The sequence below is a fragment of the Clostridium sp. KLE 1755 genome, from assembly GCF_000466465.2.
Classification (GTDB): Bacteria; Bacillota; Clostridia; order Lachnospirales; family Lachnospiraceae; genus Eisenbergiella; species Eisenbergiella porci.
In genome coordinates, this window is record NZ_KE992666.1 from 1 (window position 1) to 20,398 (window position 20,398).

General features: G+C 50.5%; 12 protein-coding genes. 2 read left to right on the plus strand and 10 right to left on the minus strand.

The genetic code is table 11. The annotated features are described in order from the left end of the window. The 6 genes from HMPREF1548_RS04265 to HMPREF1548_RS04290 form a co-directional block, all read right to left on the minus strand. A partial coding sequence (locus HMPREF1548_RS04265; protein WP_021634546.1) for a glycosyl hydrolase occupies positions 1 to 2,333 on the minus strand: 2,333 nt, incomplete at its 3' end. Between the two features lie 40 nt (positions 2,334 to 2,373). Next, complete coding sequence (locus HMPREF1548_RS04270; RefSeq protein WP_035321013.1) at positions 2,374 to 3,183, minus strand: beta-keto acid cleavage family enzyme; 810 nt, start codon at positions 3,181 to 3,183, stop codon at positions 2,374 to 2,376. 59 nt (positions 3,184 to 3,242) lie between these two features. Further along, complete coding sequence (locus HMPREF1548_RS04275; RefSeq protein WP_021634548.1) at positions 3,243 to 4,715, minus strand: four-carbon acid sugar kinase family protein; 1,473 nt, start codon at positions 4,713 to 4,715, stop codon at positions 3,243 to 3,245. A gap of 79 nt (positions 4,716 to 4,794) precedes the next feature. Continuing rightward, a complete protein-coding gene (locus HMPREF1548_RS04280; RefSeq protein ID WP_021634549.1) occupies positions 4,795 to 6,807 on the minus strand; it encodes a glycoside hydrolase family 127 protein in 2,013 nt (670 codons plus the stop codon). A 9-nt stretch (positions 6,808 to 6,816) separates the two neighbouring features. Next, the gene (locus HMPREF1548_RS04285) at positions 6,817 to 7,488 is read right to left on the minus strand and encodes an aspartate/glutamate racemase family protein (protein ID WP_035321021.1); all 672 of its coding nucleotides are present in this window, start codon (positions 7,486 to 7,488) and stop codon (positions 6,817 to 6,819) included. Between the two features lie 311 nt (positions 7,489 to 7,799). Then, positions 7,800 to 8,780, minus strand: coding sequence for a serine hydrolase domain-containing protein (locus HMPREF1548_RS04290; RefSeq protein ID WP_021634551.1), 981 nt, complete (start codon positions 8,778 to 8,780; stop codon positions 7,800 to 7,802). Positions 8,781 to 9,161: 381 nt separating this feature from the next. Between HMPREF1548_RS04290 and HMPREF1548_RS04295 the strand changes: the two genes are divergently transcribed. After that, complete coding sequence (locus HMPREF1548_RS04295) at positions 9,162 to 9,617, plus strand: hypothetical protein (protein WP_021634553.1); 456 nt, start codon at positions 9,162 to 9,164, stop codon at positions 9,615 to 9,617. Here HMPREF1548_RS04295 and HMPREF1548_RS04300 read toward each other — a convergent pair. Continuing rightward, positions 9,614 to 10,420 carry a nucleotidyltransferase domain-containing protein gene (locus HMPREF1548_RS04300; protein ID WP_021634554.1) on the minus strand — a complete coding sequence of 269 codons (807 nt, stop codon included), beginning with the start codon at positions 10,418 to 10,420 and terminating at the stop codon, positions 9,614 to 9,616. The genes HMPREF1548_RS04295 and HMPREF1548_RS04300 overlap by 4 nt on opposite strands. A 247-nt stretch (positions 10,421 to 10,667) precedes the next feature. Here HMPREF1548_RS04300 and HMPREF1548_RS04305 point away from each other — a divergent pair, with 247 nt between their 5' ends. Continuing rightward, positions 10,668 to 12,527: a hypothetical protein gene (locus HMPREF1548_RS04305; protein WP_021634556.1), complete on the plus strand. Its 1,860-nt coding sequence runs from the start codon at positions 10,668 to 10,670 to the stop codon at positions 12,525 to 12,527. On the opposite strand, the gene HMPREF1548_RS04310 is transcribed toward HMPREF1548_RS04305, so the two are convergent. From HMPREF1548_RS04310 to HMPREF1548_RS04320, 3 genes are all read right to left on the minus strand, one after another. Continuing rightward, the gene (locus tag HMPREF1548_RS04310; protein WP_021634557.1) at positions 12,524 to 15,346 is read right to left on the minus strand and encodes an ATP-binding protein; all 2,823 of its coding nucleotides are present in this window, start codon (positions 15,344 to 15,346) and stop codon (positions 12,524 to 12,526) included. The two genes, HMPREF1548_RS04305 and HMPREF1548_RS04310, sit on opposite strands and share 4 nt — an antisense overlap. Positions 15,347 to 15,479: 133 nt before the next feature. Continuing rightward, positions 15,480 to 18,869 (minus strand): response regulator, encoded by a 3,390-nt coding sequence (locus tag HMPREF1548_RS04315; RefSeq protein ID WP_021634558.1) that lies wholly within the window; start codon positions 18,867 to 18,869, stop codon positions 15,480 to 15,482. Further along, a complete protein-coding gene (locus HMPREF1548_RS04320; RefSeq protein ID WP_021634559.1) occupies positions 18,869 to 20,146 on the minus strand; it encodes an ABC transporter substrate-binding protein in 1,278 nt (425 codons plus the stop codon). The genes HMPREF1548_RS04315 and HMPREF1548_RS04320 overlap by 1 nt, the downstream gene beginning before the upstream one ends. Positions 20,147 to 20,398: the final 252 nt, after the last annotated feature.

The following is a 20,398-nucleotide window of genomic DNA, read 5'->3' on the forward strand; positions in this document are numbered from 1 at the left end:
CCATTTCCTGCCACCAGTCCGTAAAAGGGCCGCAGGCTGCCTGTCTTTACCGGGAAGCTGTCCCCGGAGGATACCATAGTGCCATCCTGCCTTCCCGCCGGATCCGCGATGCTGTTTTCCTGCTTTTTTTCCGGCTCCGCCACACCGTCACCCTGCTTCTCCGTCAGCCTCCACAAAAAGCTGTCCTGGGAAAAAAGCGTCACCTGCAGCTGCGTCCAGCCGTCCAGGTATTCGGCCTCCAGCGCCTGCACGCTGCCGTCCATCGCATGATAGCAGGTTACCTGCACACTGCCCCGTATTCTCACCTGAAGCACCTCCGGCTGGTCAAGCCTGTTGTTCTTCCTGCCCACATGGCAGACAAACAGCCACCTGCAGCCGCTGTCTTCCCTGAGCTGATAGAAAAGGTTATCGGTACGGTCCCCGTTTTCTTTCCGGATGTCCAGCTCCCGCTCCTCCTCCAGCGCCTCCATCAGCTCATACTGCTGAAACGGCAGCACCACGGAACGTTCCGCCAGCTTTGCGGCCCGATCGCTTACAACTGCATCCACAAGCGTAGGGACCTTTCCCAGAAAAATGACACGGCCGCCCGCATCAGCCAGCGCTTCCAGCCGTTCCAGCGTTGTGCTGCGGATGGTTCTCATTCCCGGTACCAGCACTGTGCCGTAAGCCATCTTTCCCACCAAAAGCGCCGCCCCTTCTTTATCTGTTTCTGCGGTAAAGCGTCCTTCAGGACACTGTTCGGGAAGCAGCGCTTCCGAAAGGAAATCGAAATCCACCAGACCGAAAAGCATCCACTCGATCAGACTGCGGAAATTGTCATCCAACTGCTCCCGCATCAGCTTTGTCTGGGCCTGCGGCCCATAGCTCATCCAATAGGACTCTATCGGGTGCACCACCGCCGTCCTTACCCGCGCTTTTCCCCTGGTCAGCGCAGTGTTTACCCGGGCAAAATAATTTTCTATGTAAGGATATTTTTCCCACCAGGGTGACTGGTAATTGATGGATGCGGGCCAGTCGCGCTTGGCCTCTCCCTCCATAGACATGAACGCCAGATGGTGGCAGCGGATGGTCACTCCCAGCGCCGCCTGCCAGTCCCCCTGCAGCTTATGTCCCTTAAAATCAAAATCCCAGTGGGTCACACCGTACAGCTCGCTCAGCACGCCTTCCCTGCCGTTCTGCCGCGCCACGCTGACAGCCTGCTTCACCGTGGAATATTCCGGATCGGAGCAAAGGATATCCACTCCGGGCAGCTGCTGGCGGCGGTAACAGCGCATGGCCTCCCCCAGCCGCAGGGTTTGGGAATACAGCGTAGGCTCCGACATATAATGCCCCGTCATAGCGATATGATGGGCATTGCACCAGTCCGCAATCGTATCGCAGTAAGCCGACACAAAGCGCTCCGACAGATGATCATGATAATGATAACGATGAACCGAAGCCCTTCCCTCAGGCAGCTCCCAGAGCAGCTCCGGCAGCACCTCCAAAAGATCAGCACCATAGGCTTTTTCAAAGGTTTCCGGCAGATCGTCTGTAAAGGAAAGTGTGACATCCGCTTCACTTTCTCCATCCGGCAGCACCATGCTGCCTTTTATCTGCGGTTCATCCGTAAAAATAGCAGGAATGGATTTCCCAAATTCCTCTCCCAGCACCTCATAGTAACGTTCGTGGGTAATCTCCAGGAAGCGTTCCACAGCCTTCCTGTTCATAACATCAATATAGGTCTGGTCATTGAACCAGGGACTTTCCCGCATCAGCTCCACATATGCAAACCACAGCTTTCCTTCCCTTTGCTCTGCGGCCTTGCTGTCAAAATCCGGCTGCGGCCCGGATACCCTGTGATAAGAATGAAGATATCCTTTTTCCGTCTTAACCCGATATGCACACAGATAATAACCAGCCGGCTTTCCCCCGGCCGCAATACAGGAAAGGAATTCTTCCCTGTCAGCGCACATTCCCTGTTTTTTCTCCCTTGTCAGAAGGAGATGCCTGGCTCTGTAATTCCAGTTCTCAGTGACCATGCCGCCCGCTGCGCCGGAGGGGTATCTGTCCTCATCGTACAGCCAGCAGAGCATCCCTTTCTCCCGGGCCTGTTCATCCGCGTATTTTACCAGCTCCATGAATTCATCACTCAGGTACGGTGTTTCCAGACCGGTGCGAGGATGCAGGTGTGCACCGCCAAAGCCCATCCTCCGGAAAATCTCCAGCTGATCCGCAATCAGTTCTTTTGTCACAAGACAGTTCCAGGACCAGAAGGGGGTTCCCCTGTATTCACTGGTGGGATTTTCGAACAGCTCCCGACTTAACTTAGTTTCCGCATTTTTTTTGTACAGCATGCTTTATCCTCCTCTTATCCGGCCTGTCATTCCGGTTACTCTATCTCTTTCCCTTGGGGAAAATATGCAGGATTTCCCTTGCCTGTGCAGGGGACGCCACCTCCAGATCCATCGCCCGGATCAAAGCGGCAAGCTTTTCCACTTCTTCATAATTCCAGGCGGCGGTACGGCCGGGCGCAAGATAATGACTGTCCTCAAATCCAATCCGCACCACCGATGCGCCCATGGCAATAGCCGCTGCCAGGAAATCCCAGTTATCTCTTCCATAGTGGGTAACGCCCCATCTGGCTTCTGCCGGCACCGCCGCCAGGAAGGCGGTGAGGCATTCCATATTCGCCTGCATCCCCCCCCTGTGTCCAAATACCAGATTATATAAAATAGGCTCCCTGTAAGGTACCTGCGCCTGTGTCATACGGATGTTATAAATCATCCCGATATCAAATACCTCGATTTCCGGAATGATTTCCCGCTCATATACCGCCTTTGCGCAGTATCTGATGTCCTCAAATGTATTTATATAAACCGCTTCTCCCAGATTCGTGGTTCCACCGTTTAATGAAGCGCTCTCTACCCTCCAGTAATCCAGAGGTTTGCACCTTTGTTCAATGCTCATATCGGATACCCCTCCGGTAGAAGCCTGAATGATCAGATCCGTCTTTTCAGCAATCCTTTCAAAGGTATCCGTAAGCTCCGAAATATCCGGCGTCAAAGACCCATCCGGCCGTCTGCAGTGCAGATGGCACATAGCTGCTCCGGCCTGTTCGCACCGCACGACATCCTCCACCAGCTTTTCCTTATCTATCGCCTTCCCCGCTTCCACCGGTGCCAGCGAAATAATCACTTTTCTCATATCCTTTTTACTCCAATCGTAACTGATAAGTTTCTCCACAGTTATCTGTCATTTATATTTTAAGCCAGCAGCTCCACAATTTTTTTCAACGTATCCTTATCTCCCACATTTCCCGGAAAAATAATGTAAGACAATCCCGGGAACTTACTTTCCGGCCCGGTCTTCCAAACCGGAATCCCCGGCTGCGCCTGACCCGGCACACTGGCCCTGCGGACTCCAAGGGCTTTTGTCCCCACATCGCTGGAGGTTATTCCCCCTTTTGCGATCAGAAACCGCGGCTTGCGGTGCAGACCGGCAATTACTCCTGTTACGGCATCAGAAATCTCTACGGAAAGCTTCAGCATATCTTCCCTGTCCATTCCTTCCGGCGCCAGGAGTTCCCGGCTGGTGTAAACCACCGCGGTCCTACCCTGCCCCATCACCCGCTCCGCTTCGGCTATTATCCTGTCCCTTTCCCCGGCAAGGCCGCCCTCCTGCAGACAGGCGCCCACTCTGAACTCCAGAAACTCTGCGGGGACACCGGAATCCTTCAACGCCTCCAGCTGCTGCGTTGTCTTTTTTACATGGGAACCAATGAGTACGATGCCTCCATAGTTAGAGGTCTCCCCGCATTTTTCCCCCTTTTCCATTCCCGCATCCGTTCCGCCTAACAGCTCCCTGCGCCCCAGCAGAGGTCTGTCGCTTACGTTTCCCAGAACCTTGGGAACCGCTGCTGCGCTGCGGATGATGAATTCCTTTCCTGCCTTTATGGCACGCAGCAGGCAGACGGCAAAGGCTTCCACATCGCTTTGGGCAATGGCATCCACAAACACCGGCCGGAAATTCTCCGCCTGCATAAGAAGCTCAGTAATCTCCGCCAGCTTTTGCTCCCGTAGCAAGGAAAGCGTAATATAAATGCCGTCCTCCTTCCGGTAACTTCCGCCGCTTTTTTCCTCCAGATATTCTCCCAAATGGGAGGCTTTATACCCAAAGGTTTTATCCGCTGCAAATTCCGTCTGTCCGGCAGGCACCAGCCAATCGCCTTCCTTCACATAATGGACACTGTCAATGGTAAACCGCCCGCCCTCCAGGAAGAAAGGGCACAGTATCTGTCCGTGCACAGCCTTCCCGGTCTGTTCCTCAAGCGTTTCCTTAAGCACCTCCGGCTCCAGAGGATAATGCCCACGCAGCGTGGAATCCCCTCTGGAAACAAACAGCAGCTCCTTATGGCAGGCAGCCGCGGCCTTTGCCGACCTTTCTGCAATCAGCCGGTGCTCCTCTTCGGTCTTCTGTGCAGAAAAGCTTCTGGAATTGGTCAGGATGAAAAACATATTGTTTTCCTCCTGTATTCCCTCCATCAGGCTTTCCTGTTCCCAATCTGTATAAACAGATACACCATGAACCGTCTGGACCCCGGTAGGATCATCATCCAGCACCACGATTTTCCGGTGGAAATCCCTTAATTCCTCCAGAAAAAGTCCATGCACCGCCTCCGCTTCCGCCCCGGGAAAGGTATCCAGGACCGATATAGGCAGTTTATGATATTGTCCCATTTTATTCCTCCTAATTGTTTTGCCAGGAAAAATGCGAGTCCTCTGGCGTGCAGAGGAATTCTCCTCCTTGTTCCCTCATTTATAACGAACGCACGTCCGTAACCGGCATCCAGATACGCATTTCATCCATTCCACGGTTATCCCATGCAAAGTAGGGAATCATCCTGCCTTTTATCTTTTCATATCCCCGATCCACATAATCCTGGTACAGCGCCTGCCTGTCATAGCCTTCTTTCCCATCCGTCCTTTTTTTAAGGAAGGTTCCGGTGAGGGCTGTCACAGTTCTCCCGCCAATTTCAAACAACTCCGGCTGTAAAGAAATATCCGAGGGGATAAAAAGATCATCGATGGTTTCCACCGGTGCATCCATTCCTTCCATACAATACACAAGAGGTCCCCGCTCAACAGCCACCTGGTTTACCGTTTCTTCCACCAGGGAATGGGCACAGGTAAGCCTGGCCTCCATTCCCAGCTCCAGAAGCACCTCCGTTTCCTGGGGCTTATCCACCCAAACGGTCAGATACGTCCCCACATCCTCCCGTCGAAGCGTCTGAAGGCTGATTTCCCTGCCATTTGTCCTGTTTCCAAGCCGCAGCTTTGCGCTGCGCACCCAGGCCGGAATCCTCAAGTGCAGGGCAAAACCGTTAAGCTCCCTCTGCTGTTCCCTCTCCTTTTCAAAGGTAAAACGCACAGCTCCGTCATACGGATATTCCGTCTCCTGAATCAGGATGAAAGCCTCCTCCCCTCTTCCCGGCAGGCTTATCCTTGCCCGGCTCGCGCCGTAAAGAACCGTATATACGCCGCTTTCGTCCAACGCATAGGCATACTCACTCATCTGTGCCATCAGCCTGGCCAGGTTAGGAGGACAGCAATAGCTCAAAATATACTCCGCCCTTTCCTGCCCCCATATAAGCTCATAAGGAAGCTTTTTGGCCCTGCGCAGCATATTTTCATAAAAAAAACGCTTTCCGTCCATACTGACAGCAGCCAGGTTAACATTCAGCAGCATACGTTCCAGCACATCCGCATATTCCGTCTTCTTTTCCAGACAGAACATACGCCACGCCCAATAAACACCGCCGATGGACGCGCAGGTTTCGTTATAGGCCGTGACATTGGGAAGCTGATACTCGTAGCCATAGGCCTGATGAACCAGCTGGTGGCCGAAAAAGTTCCCATAAGGGGAAGCGCCGTTATAAAGCGCGCCGCATCCGCCTGTTATATACAGCTTCTGCGTCACCAGGCTGCGCCACACCTTATGCAGCACCTCCATAAGCTCCGGATCCTCTTCCTCCAGACACAAATCCGCTACACCTGCATACAGATAATTGGCGCGTACCGCATGTCCGATAATCTTATCATGAGCCTTCAGCATAAGGCGATCCTGGTTGTCGTCCATTCCTTCCTTTACAGAATCCCGCAGCATCACTGCTTTCTTTAAAAGAGCCAGATATTCCGGATTCCCTGTGGTCCGGTACAGCTCCGCCAATCCCATATAATGGGAAGGGCACACAGCAGTCTGCACCTCGCCCTTTTCTTCCGCTTCCGCATACAGCCTATTCAGATACTCCGCCGCCTTCTCTGCGATCTCCAGAAAGCTGTCTTTTCCGGTAAGACGCTTATAAAGACAGGCTGAAGTAAAAAGATGACCGAAATTATAGACCTCAAAATCATTAATGTCCCCCAGCCTGGAAGCCTTTCCGCTTCTTTCCCCAATAATCTGTTTGGTGGATATGTAGCCGTCCGGCTGCTGCGCCCTGCCGATAAGTGCAATATAATCCTCCAGCTGCGCAAGGAGCTCTCTGTTATTTGTCCGCACCGCCGTATAAACAGCCGCTTCCATCCATTTATAGAAATCTCCGTCCCCAAATACGGTTCCGTCAAAATCCCCGTCCGCATCCCCTGCCGCAATTCTGAAATTTTCCAACACATGGCTGATTTCCCTGCGTTCAAACATATTCTGCAAATGGGGTACCGTGGAATCGGCGCAGGTATCAAAACGCTCCTTATACAGTCCATGCGTCCACTCCACATCGGAAAAAGGAAGTCCCTGCAGTCTGGCATTAGGTGATTTTCTGGTATCTGTCAGCATATCTTCCTCCTATAACAAGCCTTTCTTTTCCAGTGCTTTTTTCAGTTCCACGGCTCCGAATCCGGGGCTTGACAGGGTTGTGATTCCATGCTCCCTGCAAATATCCTCTTCCACATAGGCCATGGAGCCCTGCGCCAGAAGGATTACATCCGCTTTCTCCTTAATCTCCGCCGCTTTCTGAAGCAGCAACCTGCGGAAGCTGTCCTGATCAAGGCCGAACGCGCCGTCAATCAGACCATCCACCAGCTCCACATGACGTCCCATTTCTCTGGCCACACGCAGAACCGTATTCTTCGTAGGCTCAAGCGTGGTGGGAAGCGTTGCCAGCACAGCGATTCTGTTGCCGCGGCGAACCGCCTCCCGGCACATCTCTTCATCAATCCTTACCACCGGGACCCCCAGATAAGCGGCGGCCGCCTGCATACTGTCAGCAACCTCCCCCACGGAGGAGCAGATATTCAGAATTACATCCGCCCCCTGTTTTACCGCGTCCATATACATGGAAATCAGTTCTGCCGCCGCCCTGGGCGTCACATAGCCCGCATCTCTCACCATAGCCAATATCTCCGGATTCTGCAGGCTCAAAAGCTCCGCTTCCTCCCCGATATTTTTTCTTACCTCCCGTTCCACCAGTTCAATCAGCTCCGATGTGGTACTCGTATAAACAAGCGCTGCTTTCATATGAATAAAACTCCCTTCTTCATTTAACCCTTTATTCCCACGGCCCGCAGAAAAAATACCATACGCTTCCTGTGTATCCCGCAAAGACTGTATACCCCGCCTTCCCCGGCAGGGTATCCGTCTTTCCAGAAACAGTTCCTCATCCGCGCCGTTCTGAGATATCCGTCCTATCATTAATTATAAAAGCAGCAGCCGGCAAAAAATATATGAAATTCTTCAGACTGCCATGTAAATTTTACAGATTCCGCACCCGTTCAGGCAATCGGGCATCTTTCTTATTTCTTCCAAGCACCTGTGCACCCTTTATTTCATCATTCGGCCCCACAGAACAATGGCTTAACATCCCTATCAATAAATTCCGTAATATCTTTGGCAGTGGGCTTAAACAATGCGGCAATGGAAACCACCATCTTATCCGCAGGATTAACATAAATGATATTCCCGCTGTTTCCCATGGCGGCATAACCATTCAATATACCAGTCCACCACAGATATCCGTAAGACAATTTTTCCTTCTCCCAACGGCTGTGTTCTGCCGTGCTCTCCGCCACCCATTCCTCTGATACAATCTGTCTGCCTTCCCATTTCCCGCCGTCCAGATACAGCTGTCCGATCTTTGCCATGTCCACAGCGGTGAGCGTAAGCCCCCAGCCCGCCGTATTATGTCCTTTTTCGTCCGCAACCCAGCCGCTGGCACAATTCTTTTTTACAAATGCCACATGCTCCTGCGGAGTATATAAAACAATGTTGGAAGCAACGGCAATATGAAGCGGTTCAAATAAAGCCTCCCTGGCAAAATCAAGCACCGGCCGTCCTGTTGCATTGGAAAGGAGCCCTGATAAAATATCCGGCCCTATCATTTCCATATACCGGAATTCACCCGCCGGCTTCCTTCCTCCCAGTAAATCAAGGGCCGCCATCACCCAGTCCTCGCTGGAAAAAAATCTGGTGTACGGCGCCGATCTGAATTTGTACGGGGCCGTCATGGTAAGCAGATTCTTAAGCGTAATCGTCTGTATCGTTTTTTCTCCCCTCTTCACCGTGTAATCCGGGAAAAAATCCAGTACCTTCTGATCAACGCTCCCAATATATCCCCTGTCAATGGCAATGCCCGCCAATATGGAAACAATGCTCTTTGTCACCGAAAATACATGGATGGTATCATCGGCCCCACAGCCGTTAAAATAATTTTCATATACCGTCCTGCCGTCTTTCAGAACCACCATGCCCGCAATATTGCCATGCTCCTTTTGAATTTTTTTCTCCAATGCCGTTATCTTTTCTTCATTCATATATCAATCCTCTGTAACCGCCCGGCGCCGGGCAGTTAATTCCTTCTTTCATTTAATGTACCTATCGTTTAATTACTATCTCATATCCTGCCTGAATTTTTGTCCCGGCATAAATGCCATAAACTTCCTCCTTCCCTGTTTTGAAGGATATCCTTAAAAAGAAGATAAATCGATAAGAAATCAAAATCAATACGTATTAGTAATAAATTTTATATTTTTTATTTTCTTCTTGACACTCCCATTATGTCTGAGTCTATACTTTAACTGTGGAGTGATTGTGCATACAGCTGTTAATCCATTCCGGCGGCTTTCCCGCCTGTCAAAAAAAGAACCTGTTTCCCCTCACATCCCACTAATATAACCTACTAAAGGAGAAATAATATGACTGAATGCCCGGAATGCTACAGCAACAAAAAAAGAGCAACCCCGCTGCAAAACCCACGGGACTGCCTGGAAAATCATCTGCAATACATCTGCGGTACCTGCGGCAGATGCATTTGCATCAACAAAGCGGGAAAAAACGGCTTGCAAAGATGGAATTTCCCCTTTCAATCAGCGGAAACAGCAAAGCTCTACCTGCGGACAGCAGATGCCACCGAAAAAACAAATTGCGGCATATACGAAATCACAGCTTCCAATGGAAGGAAATCCTTTAAGATTTTCAGAGATGAATTTACATTGAAGGAATATCTGGAAAAGAACAGGGGAAAATCCTGTACTGCAATGCGGCCCGTTTACAGAAGGCCTGAATACAGAGAATTTCCCCATGCAGAAATCAGAAGGCTCACGGCAGCCGAAGCTGAAGCATATATCAAAGAACAATCAGCGGGCGTTTAGAAGCCCTGGGCGGAACAAACTTTCTGCAGCTCCTTTACCAGCCTGCACAGATATTCTTCCCCCTGCCCGTCAAACATATGGGTGAAAAGCCCCTCCAGGTTCTCTTCAAAGCAGGCAGGCAGGATATGGCACTGTTCCATGCAAAGCCGCATCAGCCGTTTTTCACCGGGATGCGTCATTTCGTTCAATGCAAAAATAACATCAAAGTAGCTTTCCAGAAATGCGGCCGTCCTGTGATTGATGCTTACCAGATCCCTTCTTTGCCGCGCTTTTTTTATCTGCATGTCATAGGAGGGCAGGACGCCGTTCATCAGCTTCATATTCCGCTGCACAATATTCCTTTTCAGCTCCCGGGGATATTCCACATCAAAGTCTTTCTTCAGCCCGGTCAGGCGGCCGGTGCCGTCATATAGAATCCTGCAGGTTTTAAGATTATGCCACATACAGGTGGTATAGCCGTTGGAAGCATTCCCTTCCTGTACCACCCAGCGGATACCCGCTGCGAAATCCTCCAGCCTCCGGTAAATAATATCCAAATCCACTCCGTTTCCCAGGGTGCAGTTATCCTCCATCTCCCAGTAATGATTGTTGATTTCCATAACCGGACAAAATTCACCCAGTATTTTCTCCCGCTCACAGGCCGGGAATTCTCCCTGCAGATATACATATACATCATAGTCGGATTTCTCATCCGCTTTTCCTGTTGCCCGGGATCCGCCGAGCGCAATCGCTTCCACAGCGGGACATCCGGCCAGCCTTTCCCAAAGCCGGTTTACATCTGTTTCCGTCATATTTACTCCCATCCGCGCATTTTCCTGCGCTTATCCATTAAAGCCAGAGCTGTTCAATGCAACCAGTATACTACGTATCTGCGATCTTAGCCACTCTTTAAACTGTGAAAATACACCGAAAATTCAAAAGTTACGATTTCTTTAATATTTCCCCGGACATCTTGCGGAAATCCGCTCCAGGATATAACATAAAATCAGAACAATTAATAACGGCATTCATCTGCCGGAAACCACCTTCCTCAGCAAAGGAGGAGCATCTATGGAAAAAAATACCCCTATAACCGTTCCCGCCCTTACCAGTCTTGCCACCGCGTTCTTACTCAGCGTCACCCTTCTTGGCGGGTGCGGCCTGCCTGCGGATAATGCCGCGGATCCGGTTATTGACGCGGGAACAGCTTCCGGCGCGCAAAGCCAGGATGGCAGCCATGCCGTGTCCGAAACACAAAACGGCGCGCAGACAGATAACGCCGGGCAAAGCTTCGGCGGGAAAGCCCTGTCACAAGAGGACTCGTCTCTTCTGGCCGCCCTGCAGGAGGCTTCGGAAGAAGAGGTTTTACTGTTCGACTGTGCGGATTATGATAATGACGGAGTCCGGGAGGCCTTTGCCTTTACCGGAACCAGGCAGGATGGTTATCTGAAGGGACATATCTGGTTTGCCGGCGCAGGGGGGACGCAGCAGCTGACTCCCAGAAGGCAGACGCCGGATGGCCAAACTGTCGGGGATCAGCCTGAATATTTTCAGGATCGCAGCGCTGTCCTGGAAACTGCCGATGGCCTTTGCTACTGGTACGCGGAAACAGATGGCGTCAGCTCCACCCTCTCCTTTCTTTGGGGAATTCAGGACGGCAGCCCCTACGAAACTGTTCTTTCGGGGAAGGGAATGAACCTGACAAAGGATGGAAATGACAATTTTTTCCTGACCCAAAGCTCCTTCGATGGGGGAACCGACGGCACCGGCCATTCTTATAAGCCCTGCTATTTTTACTATGCCGGCGGCGCTTTTCATGAGTACGGTTCCTGTCCCCTCACCCAGGAGGAATTTCTGGCCCTGGAAGGCGCCGCGGACTGCATTGCCCCTTTCCAGGCAGAGAATTACTGGATACGCGAAATCTGGCTGCGGGGGAATGGTCTCATCCAGGTAAACATGACGGATAATTCACTGAATAAAACCGTTGCCTGCGCTATGGAAGGCGGCAGTCTGGCTGTCATATCGGAAAACGACGGGCTGTCAGGCACCTTAATCGGAGAAATCGTCTCAGCGGACTGGTTTGGCGGCCAGAATGCCCTGCAGAGCCTTTGGGAACAGAAAAACAGTGGACAGGACGGCCTGTTCGCAGCCCTGCAGCCAAACGAGAATGCATGGTACGATCTGAACGGAGACGGCCTGCCGGAAATGATCTGTTTCAAGACGGACTATGATGAGGAATCGTATCGGTCGGAGGGCATCAGCATTGAGATTGACGGACGCGAGGTTTGGAGTCTGAAGCAGGGAGCCGCAGGATATTATGTCTGGGTAACAGATTTGGACGCGGCCGATGGGAAAAAGGAACTGGTTCTGAAGGGGCAGGAAGAAAATGACTGCATTTTCATGCTGAAGCTTCTGTCTTATGAAAATGACGCGCTCAAAGAGCTTGGCGATCTGGCGGAGACCTCCGTCTTAAACGGCACCGGAAATCTTTACCGCATCTCATCCTGGGATGAGGGATATGGAAATTACATAAAAATACCGGGTGACGGCACCCTTTCTGTCTGGGCCGACACACCGGTATTCGTAAACGGTCTTGGATGCTATTACGTAAAGCTTTCCTTCCGCTGCAGCGATAACGGCTTCACTCAGCTGCAGCAGGACGAATATGAGATGAAAGTCCCCTGGATGTATGGAGAACCCTTTGTCTATACAGCACAGGCGGCGCTGCCCTTCTTTGATTCACCGGAAGATCAGCCTTCCGGGGTACCGTCCTTTATACTGGATCCCGGAGACCAGATGTACTGTCTGGCCCTGGCTCCCTGTACGGAAGAACTCATCTTTGTAAAGATGGAACGCACCGATGGAAGCGAAAAGGGCTGGATGCTCTTTTCTGAAACACAGCTTTTCACGGAACTGCCGGGCTGGGGTTAATCCCCGGCCTGAGGCTTCTGCCTGCTTTTATTCATAACCCTGTTCAAAACATGATACAGATAATCCACATCCACCGGCTTTGTAACAAAGCCGTTCATCCCTGCCGCCGCAGCCGCATCGGCATCTTCCTTAAAGGAATTCGCAGTCATGGCAATAATGGGAATCACCGCCGCATCCGCCCGTTCCAGCTTCCGGATGGCCCTGCATGCTTCCAGCCCGTCCATTACCGGCATCTGGAGATCCATGAGAATCACCTGGAATTCGCCTTCACTGCTGTCGCGGAACATTTTCAACGCCGTTTCGCCATTCTCAGCCCTGCAAACCTGCGCTCCCTTCATCTGCAGCAGCTCCTCTGCAATTTCAGCATTCAGATCATTATCTTCCGCAAGCAATATCCTGATTTCTCCCAGAGACTGCGGCGTTTCCTCTTTTTCCTCTTCCGATTCCAACATGGCAAGCGGAAATTCCACTGTAAAATAGAACTCGCTGCCCTTTCCCTGTTCGCTTTTCAGCTTCAGTTCCCCGCCCATCAGCTTAACAATTGTTTTACTGATGGCAAGGCCCAGGCCGGTTCCCTGGCTCTTGGAATAATTGGTTCCCACCTGTTCAAAAGCCTCAAAAATACGCTTCTGGTTCTTTTCAGAGATACCCTCTCCATTATCGATTACCTGAAAATTGTATTCCGCTTTCCCCTCTTTTTCCCCGGTCTGTCTGATTCGCACTATTACTCTGCCGCCTGCCGGCGTAAATTTGAAGGCATTGGAAATCAGATTCATCAGCACCTGCTTCAGCCGTATGGCATCCCCGGAGAGAATATCATCCTTTATCCCATCCTCCAGGACAAATTCCAACCCTCGTCTGCCTGCCTCCGCAGTCATCATGCTTTTCAGTTCATCCGCCACGCGTCCCATGGAAAAAGGTTCGCTGGTTATTGTCATCATTTCATTCTCTATCCTGCTCATATCCAGGATGTCACTGATAAGATTCAGCAGATAATGGGAGGAGGAACGTATTTTCCCCAGGTTCTCACGGATATTTTCGGGAACGTTCTTCTCCATGCAGGTTAAATCGCTCAATCCCACAATAGCGTTCATTGGCGTACGGATTTCATGGCTCATCCGGGAGAGGAATTCTCCCTTGGCCCGGTTGGCCGCCTCTGCCTTTTCCAGGCTGCTGTGCATTTCCGCCGCATGGACCCTGGATCGTGCTACTACAATAACAAGCACTGCCAGCAGGACAAAAATACAGGTCGTCACCGCCACCACCATAACAGGATTAGCATAAATTAAATCAATCAAAGAAAACTCACTTACGCCGACAGATATCATGTTTTTATTTACCAGGTTTTCCTTCTGATCGCTTGTCAGACTGTTGAGCGCCTTATTGACGGCAGTCAGCAGTTCCGGCTGGGCCGGGCTCTTCATGGCAAAGCACATATCGTTTCTGTCGTTAATCAGGGAATTCGGGATCACATTGGTAAAATGATGGGATTGTATTTCCTGCTCCATTCTCATGGAAAGATCATAAAAGAAATCAATCTCACCGCTGTTGACTGCCATGAGGCCCTCAGGTACGGTTTTAAAATACCTTACCTCGGCGGCGGCTACTTCCTTAGGCATTTCCCGCCCCTCTATAATACCGCCGACCAGACCTTCCGACGGGTAACTGACCGCCTTATTTCTTACCAGGATATCGTTCAGGGAAGCATAGGAAGCGGAAAGCGCCAGGTCCATCTGTGCGGCTTCCTCTTCGTTTCCCATGAACGCGCCCAGCATATCCGCTTTTCCTTCCTGTACCATAGCCAGGGCCTTCGCATAGCTGTCCGTATACACATACTCAAATTCCAGTCCGGTGAATCCGGCTACGGCACCCAGGACATCGGATATAATACCGTCATGCAGATCATTATCCGTCTGCGCGCAGAACAGAGGATGCCAGTTTTCCACTACCGCAACGGAAACTGTCTTTTTCTGCGCAATATATTCTTTTTCCTCTTCATTCAGGATGATGCCTGCAATGCTGCCGTCCGGGAAATTGGCCTTGTAGCGTTCTTCGGCAAAGTTGGGATTGGAATCCATTATTTTCGCCAGCGCCATATTCAGCCCGTCCAGCACCTCCTGGTTTCCCACATTGGTCACAATATAATGAGGCTGGGAGTCATATTCGGTGACAATACGGTAGGTAATGGAATCATCCACATTATTGCCAAGCAGTATATCCACATCCCCTCTGTCCAGATATACATACAGTTTCCCGTCCACAAGCTGTTCGCTGGTGTAATATTTCAGATTGCAGTTAATATTGTTGCTTTCCAGATATACCTTCAGACGCCGGATATTCTCATCCGCACGCTCATATACGCCTATTGTCTTTCCTTCAATACTTTTCAGGTCATAGGCCTTAATGCTCATATCGTCCCGGCGCGCCAGAAGCACTGATTTGGTGTAGCCCGAATTATAATCAGGATAGGCAAAAAACTTTTCAAACTCTTTTCTGTAGTAGGTGCCCCCCATCAGATCAAATTCGCCCGCCAGGAATCTGTCGGTCATACTTTCACTGTCCGTAGGAATATATTCATATTTCCATCCGGTATATTTGGCTATCTCATTCAGATAGTCCACTACTACACCGTGACGGTTGCCTTCCCTGTCGATTTCCGTAAATCCATCCACTTCAGGGAAGGCCACGCGCAGCACCAGTTCCGATTCCGGCTCCTTTGCCTGAATATTTATACAGGGATAAAGCATTTCTATTATGAGAAGCATGACAAGCAGCAGCCATCCTTTATTTCTTCCCGGGAATCTGACAGGCCTTTTCATATTGATATTCCTTCCATTTCACTACATTTCGTTCAGTCTGTGTTTTATATTGTAACACGGATCAGAAATTCTTTCTATCCTTTCTCAAAATATCGTTACTTTTTTGAAAAATAATAGAAAAAAAACTGTTATTTTACACTGTTCCTACTCCCTTCCCGGGTCTTTCCTCCATAGCATTCCCTTCCGACAGGTATTGTTTCAGTATCCGTTCCAGCTCATTCAGATCGATCGGTTTTGCCAGGTGGGCGTTCATCCCCGCCCGGCAGGCCGCCTGCACATCCTCTGCAAATGCATTCGCCGTCATGGCTACAATCGGCAGTCTTTTCACATCCCGCCGTTCCAGGGCCCGGATTTCCCTGGTTGCCTCATAGCCGCCCATTCCAGGCATCTGGATATCCATCAGTATCAGATCATAGTAACCTTCTTCTGATTCCCGCACCATCCTGACCGCTTCCGCTCCGTCACTGGCCTCCTCAATGACAACGCCGCTTTCTCCCACAAGCTCCCTGGCGATTTCCCGGTTGATTTCATTATCCTCTGCCAGCAAAACCCTTTTGTCCCTGTAATCTGCCTTCCAGCCGGGCCGTACAGGTTCCGTACCTTCCCTGTCTTCACTCAGCTCACTGAGCAGATAACATACTTTGGAACGGTAAAAGGGTTTGGCAAGGAAGGCCGTCACCCCGGCTTCCCTGGCTTCTCCTTCTATTTCCGCCCAGTCATAGGCAGTGAGTATGATGACCGGGATATCAGGCCCCACTTCACTGCGGATACGCCTTGCAGTTTCCACGCCGTCCATATCGGGCATTTTCCAGTCGATGATAACAAGCTGATAAGGGTCCGCCGTATCCCTGGCCTGCACTACCCAGGACACGGCAGTTCTGCCATCCGTCACAAACTCTGCGCGCAGCCCCATATTATCCAGAAGCTCCGCAGCATTTTCGCACGTCTGCCTGTCATCATCCACAATCAGGCTGTGAACGCCGATCCATTCCCCGGGGACCTCCTCCGCCTGGGCATTTTCCGGCTGCATGGGCATAGTCACCGTAAAGACAGAGCCTTTCCCGGGACAGCTTTCCACAAGGATGTCGCCGTTCATCATCTCCACCACATTTTTAGTAATTGCCATTCCCAAACCGGTTCCCGTAATTTTGCTGATAGTGGAATCCTGCGCACGTTCAAAGGGCTGGAACAGCTTTTTCAGGAATTCTTCATTCATTCCCACACCGGTATCCTCACACCGGAAAATATAATTCCCGTATCCCCTGCGCGTACTGTTTTCCTGTCTGACCTCCACCAGAACGCTTCCGCCCTCCGGCGTATATTTCACTGCATTGCTCAGGATATTGATGCAGACCTGACGGATACGGAGAGGATCTCCGATTACTTTTTCGTTTTTCAGCATGGTAAACTGGATTTCCAGATTCAGATGACCGGCATTCGCCTGAGGCCGTACCAGCTCCACCGCATCCGCCACCAGTTCCGCGAAGTTAAAGGGCTCCTCCCTGAGCGACAGCTTCCCGCTTTCGATTTTAGACATATCCAGCACATCATTGATCAGGCTGAGCAGATGCTGGCTGGACAGGCTGATTTTGCGCAGACATTCCACCACACGGTCCCTGTCATCCAGGTGGGCCGTGGCGATTGCCGTCATTCCCACAATCGCATTCATAGGCGTCCTGATGTCATGGCTCATATTGGACAGGAACTGGCTCTTGGCGCTGCTTGCCGCCCTCGCGCTGTCCAGCGCGCTCTGAAGCGCCTGCCTGCGCTGCTCTTCCTCATACCGTTGTTCATCATTCCTGCGTGAAATGAGAATGGCCAGCTTATCCTCCGAATATGGATTATCCACATAAATGATCTGCGTGGAGACCCAGTGATACTTCCCGTCCGCCATCAGCTGTTTTGCTTCCAGATAGATTTCATTTTTATCCTGCCCCAGCGCATTCCGCAGGTTTTCCATTAAAAAACGGTTTCTGAATATTTCCTGCGCGTCAGGATGCATGGTGGGAAGCATAGCTTCAAACAGTTCAGAGTACGACTTCTGCTTACCCAAATCAACCATAAGATCCGGCTTGACATAGATAAAGTTGAGTGTATCCCTGGTAAGGTTTATGCTGATAATCACAGGATAGGCATTGGAAATCGCCCCGACCAGCGTAAGGCGCTCCTGAAGCTTCGCCCTTTCCGCCGCTTCCTTGGCCAGCTTTTCCTCCGTAATATCATGAAAGGTTGCGATCAGAACCGGATTTCCGTTAGGATCCTTCATCTTCTCCACTATGACTGAAGACCAGAACCAGGTACCATCCTGGCGCATCACCCTGTTTTCAAACCTGTTTTTCCTGTCATTCTCCGCTGTATCCCTGAAAATACCTATCGTCTGCTCATAATCCTCCGGGTGGACGATATCCTTTATGGCTTTGCCTTTGGGCGCGTCGTTTTGCGCATCCTCCGGATATTCAAGCAATCTGAGTCCCTCCCTGTTCAATTGCAGAATGCATAGCGGCTGCTCCTGCGTGATAAGGGCAATCCCTTCCGGCACCGCATTATATAAATGCCCTATGTATTCCGCCTGATTGCCCAGCTTTCTGTCAGTCCTGTTCACATAGCGGACATAGAATGCCACAAGCAGGAAAATCCCAAGAATAATGCTGGCTATCAGCGTCATTGTACGCATCAGGATTTCATTCGTCTGCTTCTCCACCACATTCCTGGGAATGATGGAAATCAGATACCAGTCGGACTGCAGCTTCAGCGGCGTATAGCAGAATACCATCTGCTCCTCCTGATATGCAAATACAGCCCAGCCCGTACGGAAATCTTCCAGGGCTTTGGCAAACTCCCGGATTTTATTCTCACTGTTCTGTGTGATCGGAAGCATATCAAACAGGTTCTGGACCGTCTTATTGCTGTTGGGATGGGGCGGACGAATCAGTACGTCCCCGGTTGTATTTATTACATAGGAAAAACCCGCGTCATTATAAAATGACAGGGAAAAGCTGTCCACAATATTTTCCACTTCATATTCCTTCACAAGGAACCCCGTCTCACCGTCCCGCAAATCGAATCGGACAAACAGGTCAAATACATTCACCCCTGTGACGCTGCTTATATGCGGATTTATAATCCCATCCTTCTTATTGGTTTTCCAAAGCTGCTTTTGGGCTTCTTCATCCTTCCCCGTCCCTGCCGGGAGAACCCTGCCGTCAGACAGATACAAAGCCGCACCCTGATCCGTCTTTGCATAGCTTTCCAGCGCCAGCTGCAGTTCTTCCTTCTGCTGCGAAGAAAATTCCTTCATATAACCTGCAACGGTCCCCATGGACTGATATTCATCCTCCAGCTGTATACGCAGCGTATTGCAGCCCTGCATTGTGCTTTCGATAATCGTACTTACCGATTGTTCCCATAGCTGTTTTTTCACTCCCTGCACAAAAAGCAAGGTCATGGTGCTGAGCACAGTGACGACAAAAACAGCAGCCAGAGCGAATTTTATTTTGCTGCCTACGGCCCTCTCTTTTTTCATCACTCCGCTCCCCTTTCTTCACCGGCCTGTTCATCGAGCCAGTCCATCACCGTCTCCTCCGGTTCTCCCGCAAGAAGCTTTTGTACTGCCTGCGCAGTCAGGTTCCATATCGGCACCTCCAGAAATGCATCCGTCCCAATAACGGTCCTGCCCTGCTGATAGCACGGTATCAGAGTCTGTATTTCTTTCACCGCTGAAGGCTCCCCTCCCTCCAGCGGACTGAAGGAGGACTGCTGATCTGCAAATTTGCTTATATTTTCAGGCTTTGTAAAAAATTCCACAAATTTCATGGCCTCCTCCTTATGTTCGCTGCCCGCGTTAACACTCAGCCTTGTGTCCGCATTGATTACCAGCAGGGAACCATCCTCCAGTACAGGGTAAGGAATCACCTCAAATGAAAAATCCGGTTTCATCCCGTCCACTCTTCCTGCCGCCCATGCCCCGGTCAGCATAAAAGGGGCTTCCCCTTTGGTAAATTCCTGTAAATCATCGGATGTCTTCCTGGTTTCCACCGTTTTCTTCGCATCCACATACCCCTTATCAATCATTTCTTTTACAAGGAGGAAGCCCGGTTCCAGATAATCGCTCAATGCCTCTTCACCGCTGTTCAGACTGGAAAATACTTCTTTTTCCCTTTTCTCCTGATACAGGGAGTAAAATCCCCTGCCGATTACAAGCGTCTTCAGCGAAATATCATTATTGGCAATCACAGGAGTGATTCCCTGTCCCGCAAAATACTCGCAGGCCGCCATCCATTCTCCCAGATTTTCCGGCACCTTCTGATTATGCTCCTTCAAAAGATCCAGATTGCAGTAAAGCCCGAAAATGGATACGGTGGTTGGCACCCAGTATATCCTGCCGTCCTCCTCCATCTGTCCCCGCATACTCTCCGTAAAATTTGAAATCGTGCCAAGCCCGGATAAATCAGCCACAAGCCCCTGGTTTTTCAGTTCCAGCAGGATATCGTGGTTGACCATAAACACATCATCGCCTTTTCCCGCCGCCATCCGCTTTTCCAGCGCATTATAATATGCAGTCCCCTTCAGGCTTTCATAAGATATCCTGATACCCGGATTTTCTTTCATAAACTCCGATATGATCTCTTCTATAATAAGAACGTTCTCCGGTTCATACTTATTTCCAAAAAAGGTAAGCGTAATGCTCTCCCGGTCTGTCTCCTCATAATTCACCACCTGATTGCCGTTCCCGCAGCCCGCCAGAATAAAAATGCATGCCAAAACCGCTGCGCATATATTTGCTGTTCCTTTATTTTTCATTTATTTATTCCTTCCATTACGTTTTATGGAACAGAAGTTACATTTTCCTCTCAAACTCTGTCCATGTTTGCATTAGATTATTTTATCACAGAAGTTTTATTTACGCAATCTATACCAAAAGGGACATCTATGCCAAAAGGGACGGCAAAAAGGACCGCAATACCAAAAAGGAGCCTGATACCTGAACGGTATCAGACTCCAAAACGGGAAACATACCCTGACAGGGAAGGCTGCCGATGGTTCCCCTGTTTC

Excerpts from the sequence above, each read along its gene's own strand:
- HMPREF1548_RS04300 (WP_021634554.1), bottom strand. The coding sequence starts at position 10,420 with ATGGGAGTAAATATGACGGAAACAGATGTAAACCGGCTTTGGGAAAGG.
- HMPREF1548_RS04270 (WP_035321013.1), bottom strand. The coding sequence starts at position 3,183 with ATGAGAAAAGTGATTATTTCGCTGGCACCGGTGGAAGCGGGGAAGGCG.
- HMPREF1548_RS04310 (WP_021634557.1), bottom strand. The coding sequence starts at position 15,346 with ATGAAAAGGCCTGTCAGATTCCCGGGAAGAAATAAAGGATGGCTGCTG.
- HMPREF1548_RS04295 (WP_021634553.1), top strand. The coding sequence starts at position 9,162 with ATGACTGAATGCCCGGAATGCTACAGCAACAAAAAAAGAGCAACCCCG.
- HMPREF1548_RS04290 (WP_021634551.1), bottom strand. The coding sequence starts at position 8,780 with ATGAATGAAGAAAAGATAACGGCATTGGAGAAAAAAATTCAAAAGGAG.
- HMPREF1548_RS04315 (WP_021634558.1), bottom strand. The coding sequence starts at position 18,869 with ATGAAAAAAGAGAGGGCCGTAGGCAGCAAAATAAAATTCGCTCTGGCT.
- HMPREF1548_RS04320 (WP_021634559.1), bottom strand. The coding sequence starts at position 20,146 with ATGAAAAATAAAGGAACAGCAAATATATGCGCAGCGGTTTTGGCATGC.
- HMPREF1548_RS04280 (WP_021634549.1), bottom strand. The coding sequence starts at position 6,807 with ATGCTGACAGATACCAGAAAATCACCTAATGCCAGACTGCAGGGACTT.
- HMPREF1548_RS04285 (WP_035321021.1), bottom strand. The coding sequence starts at position 7,488 with ATGAAAGCAGCGCTTGTTTATACGAGTACCACATCGGAGCTGATTGAA.
- HMPREF1548_RS04275 (WP_021634548.1), bottom strand. The coding sequence starts at position 4,715 with ATGGGACAATATCATAAACTGCCTATATCGGTCCTGGATACCTTTCCC.
- HMPREF1548_RS04305 (WP_021634556.1), top strand. The coding sequence starts at position 10,668 with ATGGAAAAAAATACCCCTATAACCGTTCCCGCCCTTACCAGTCTTGCC.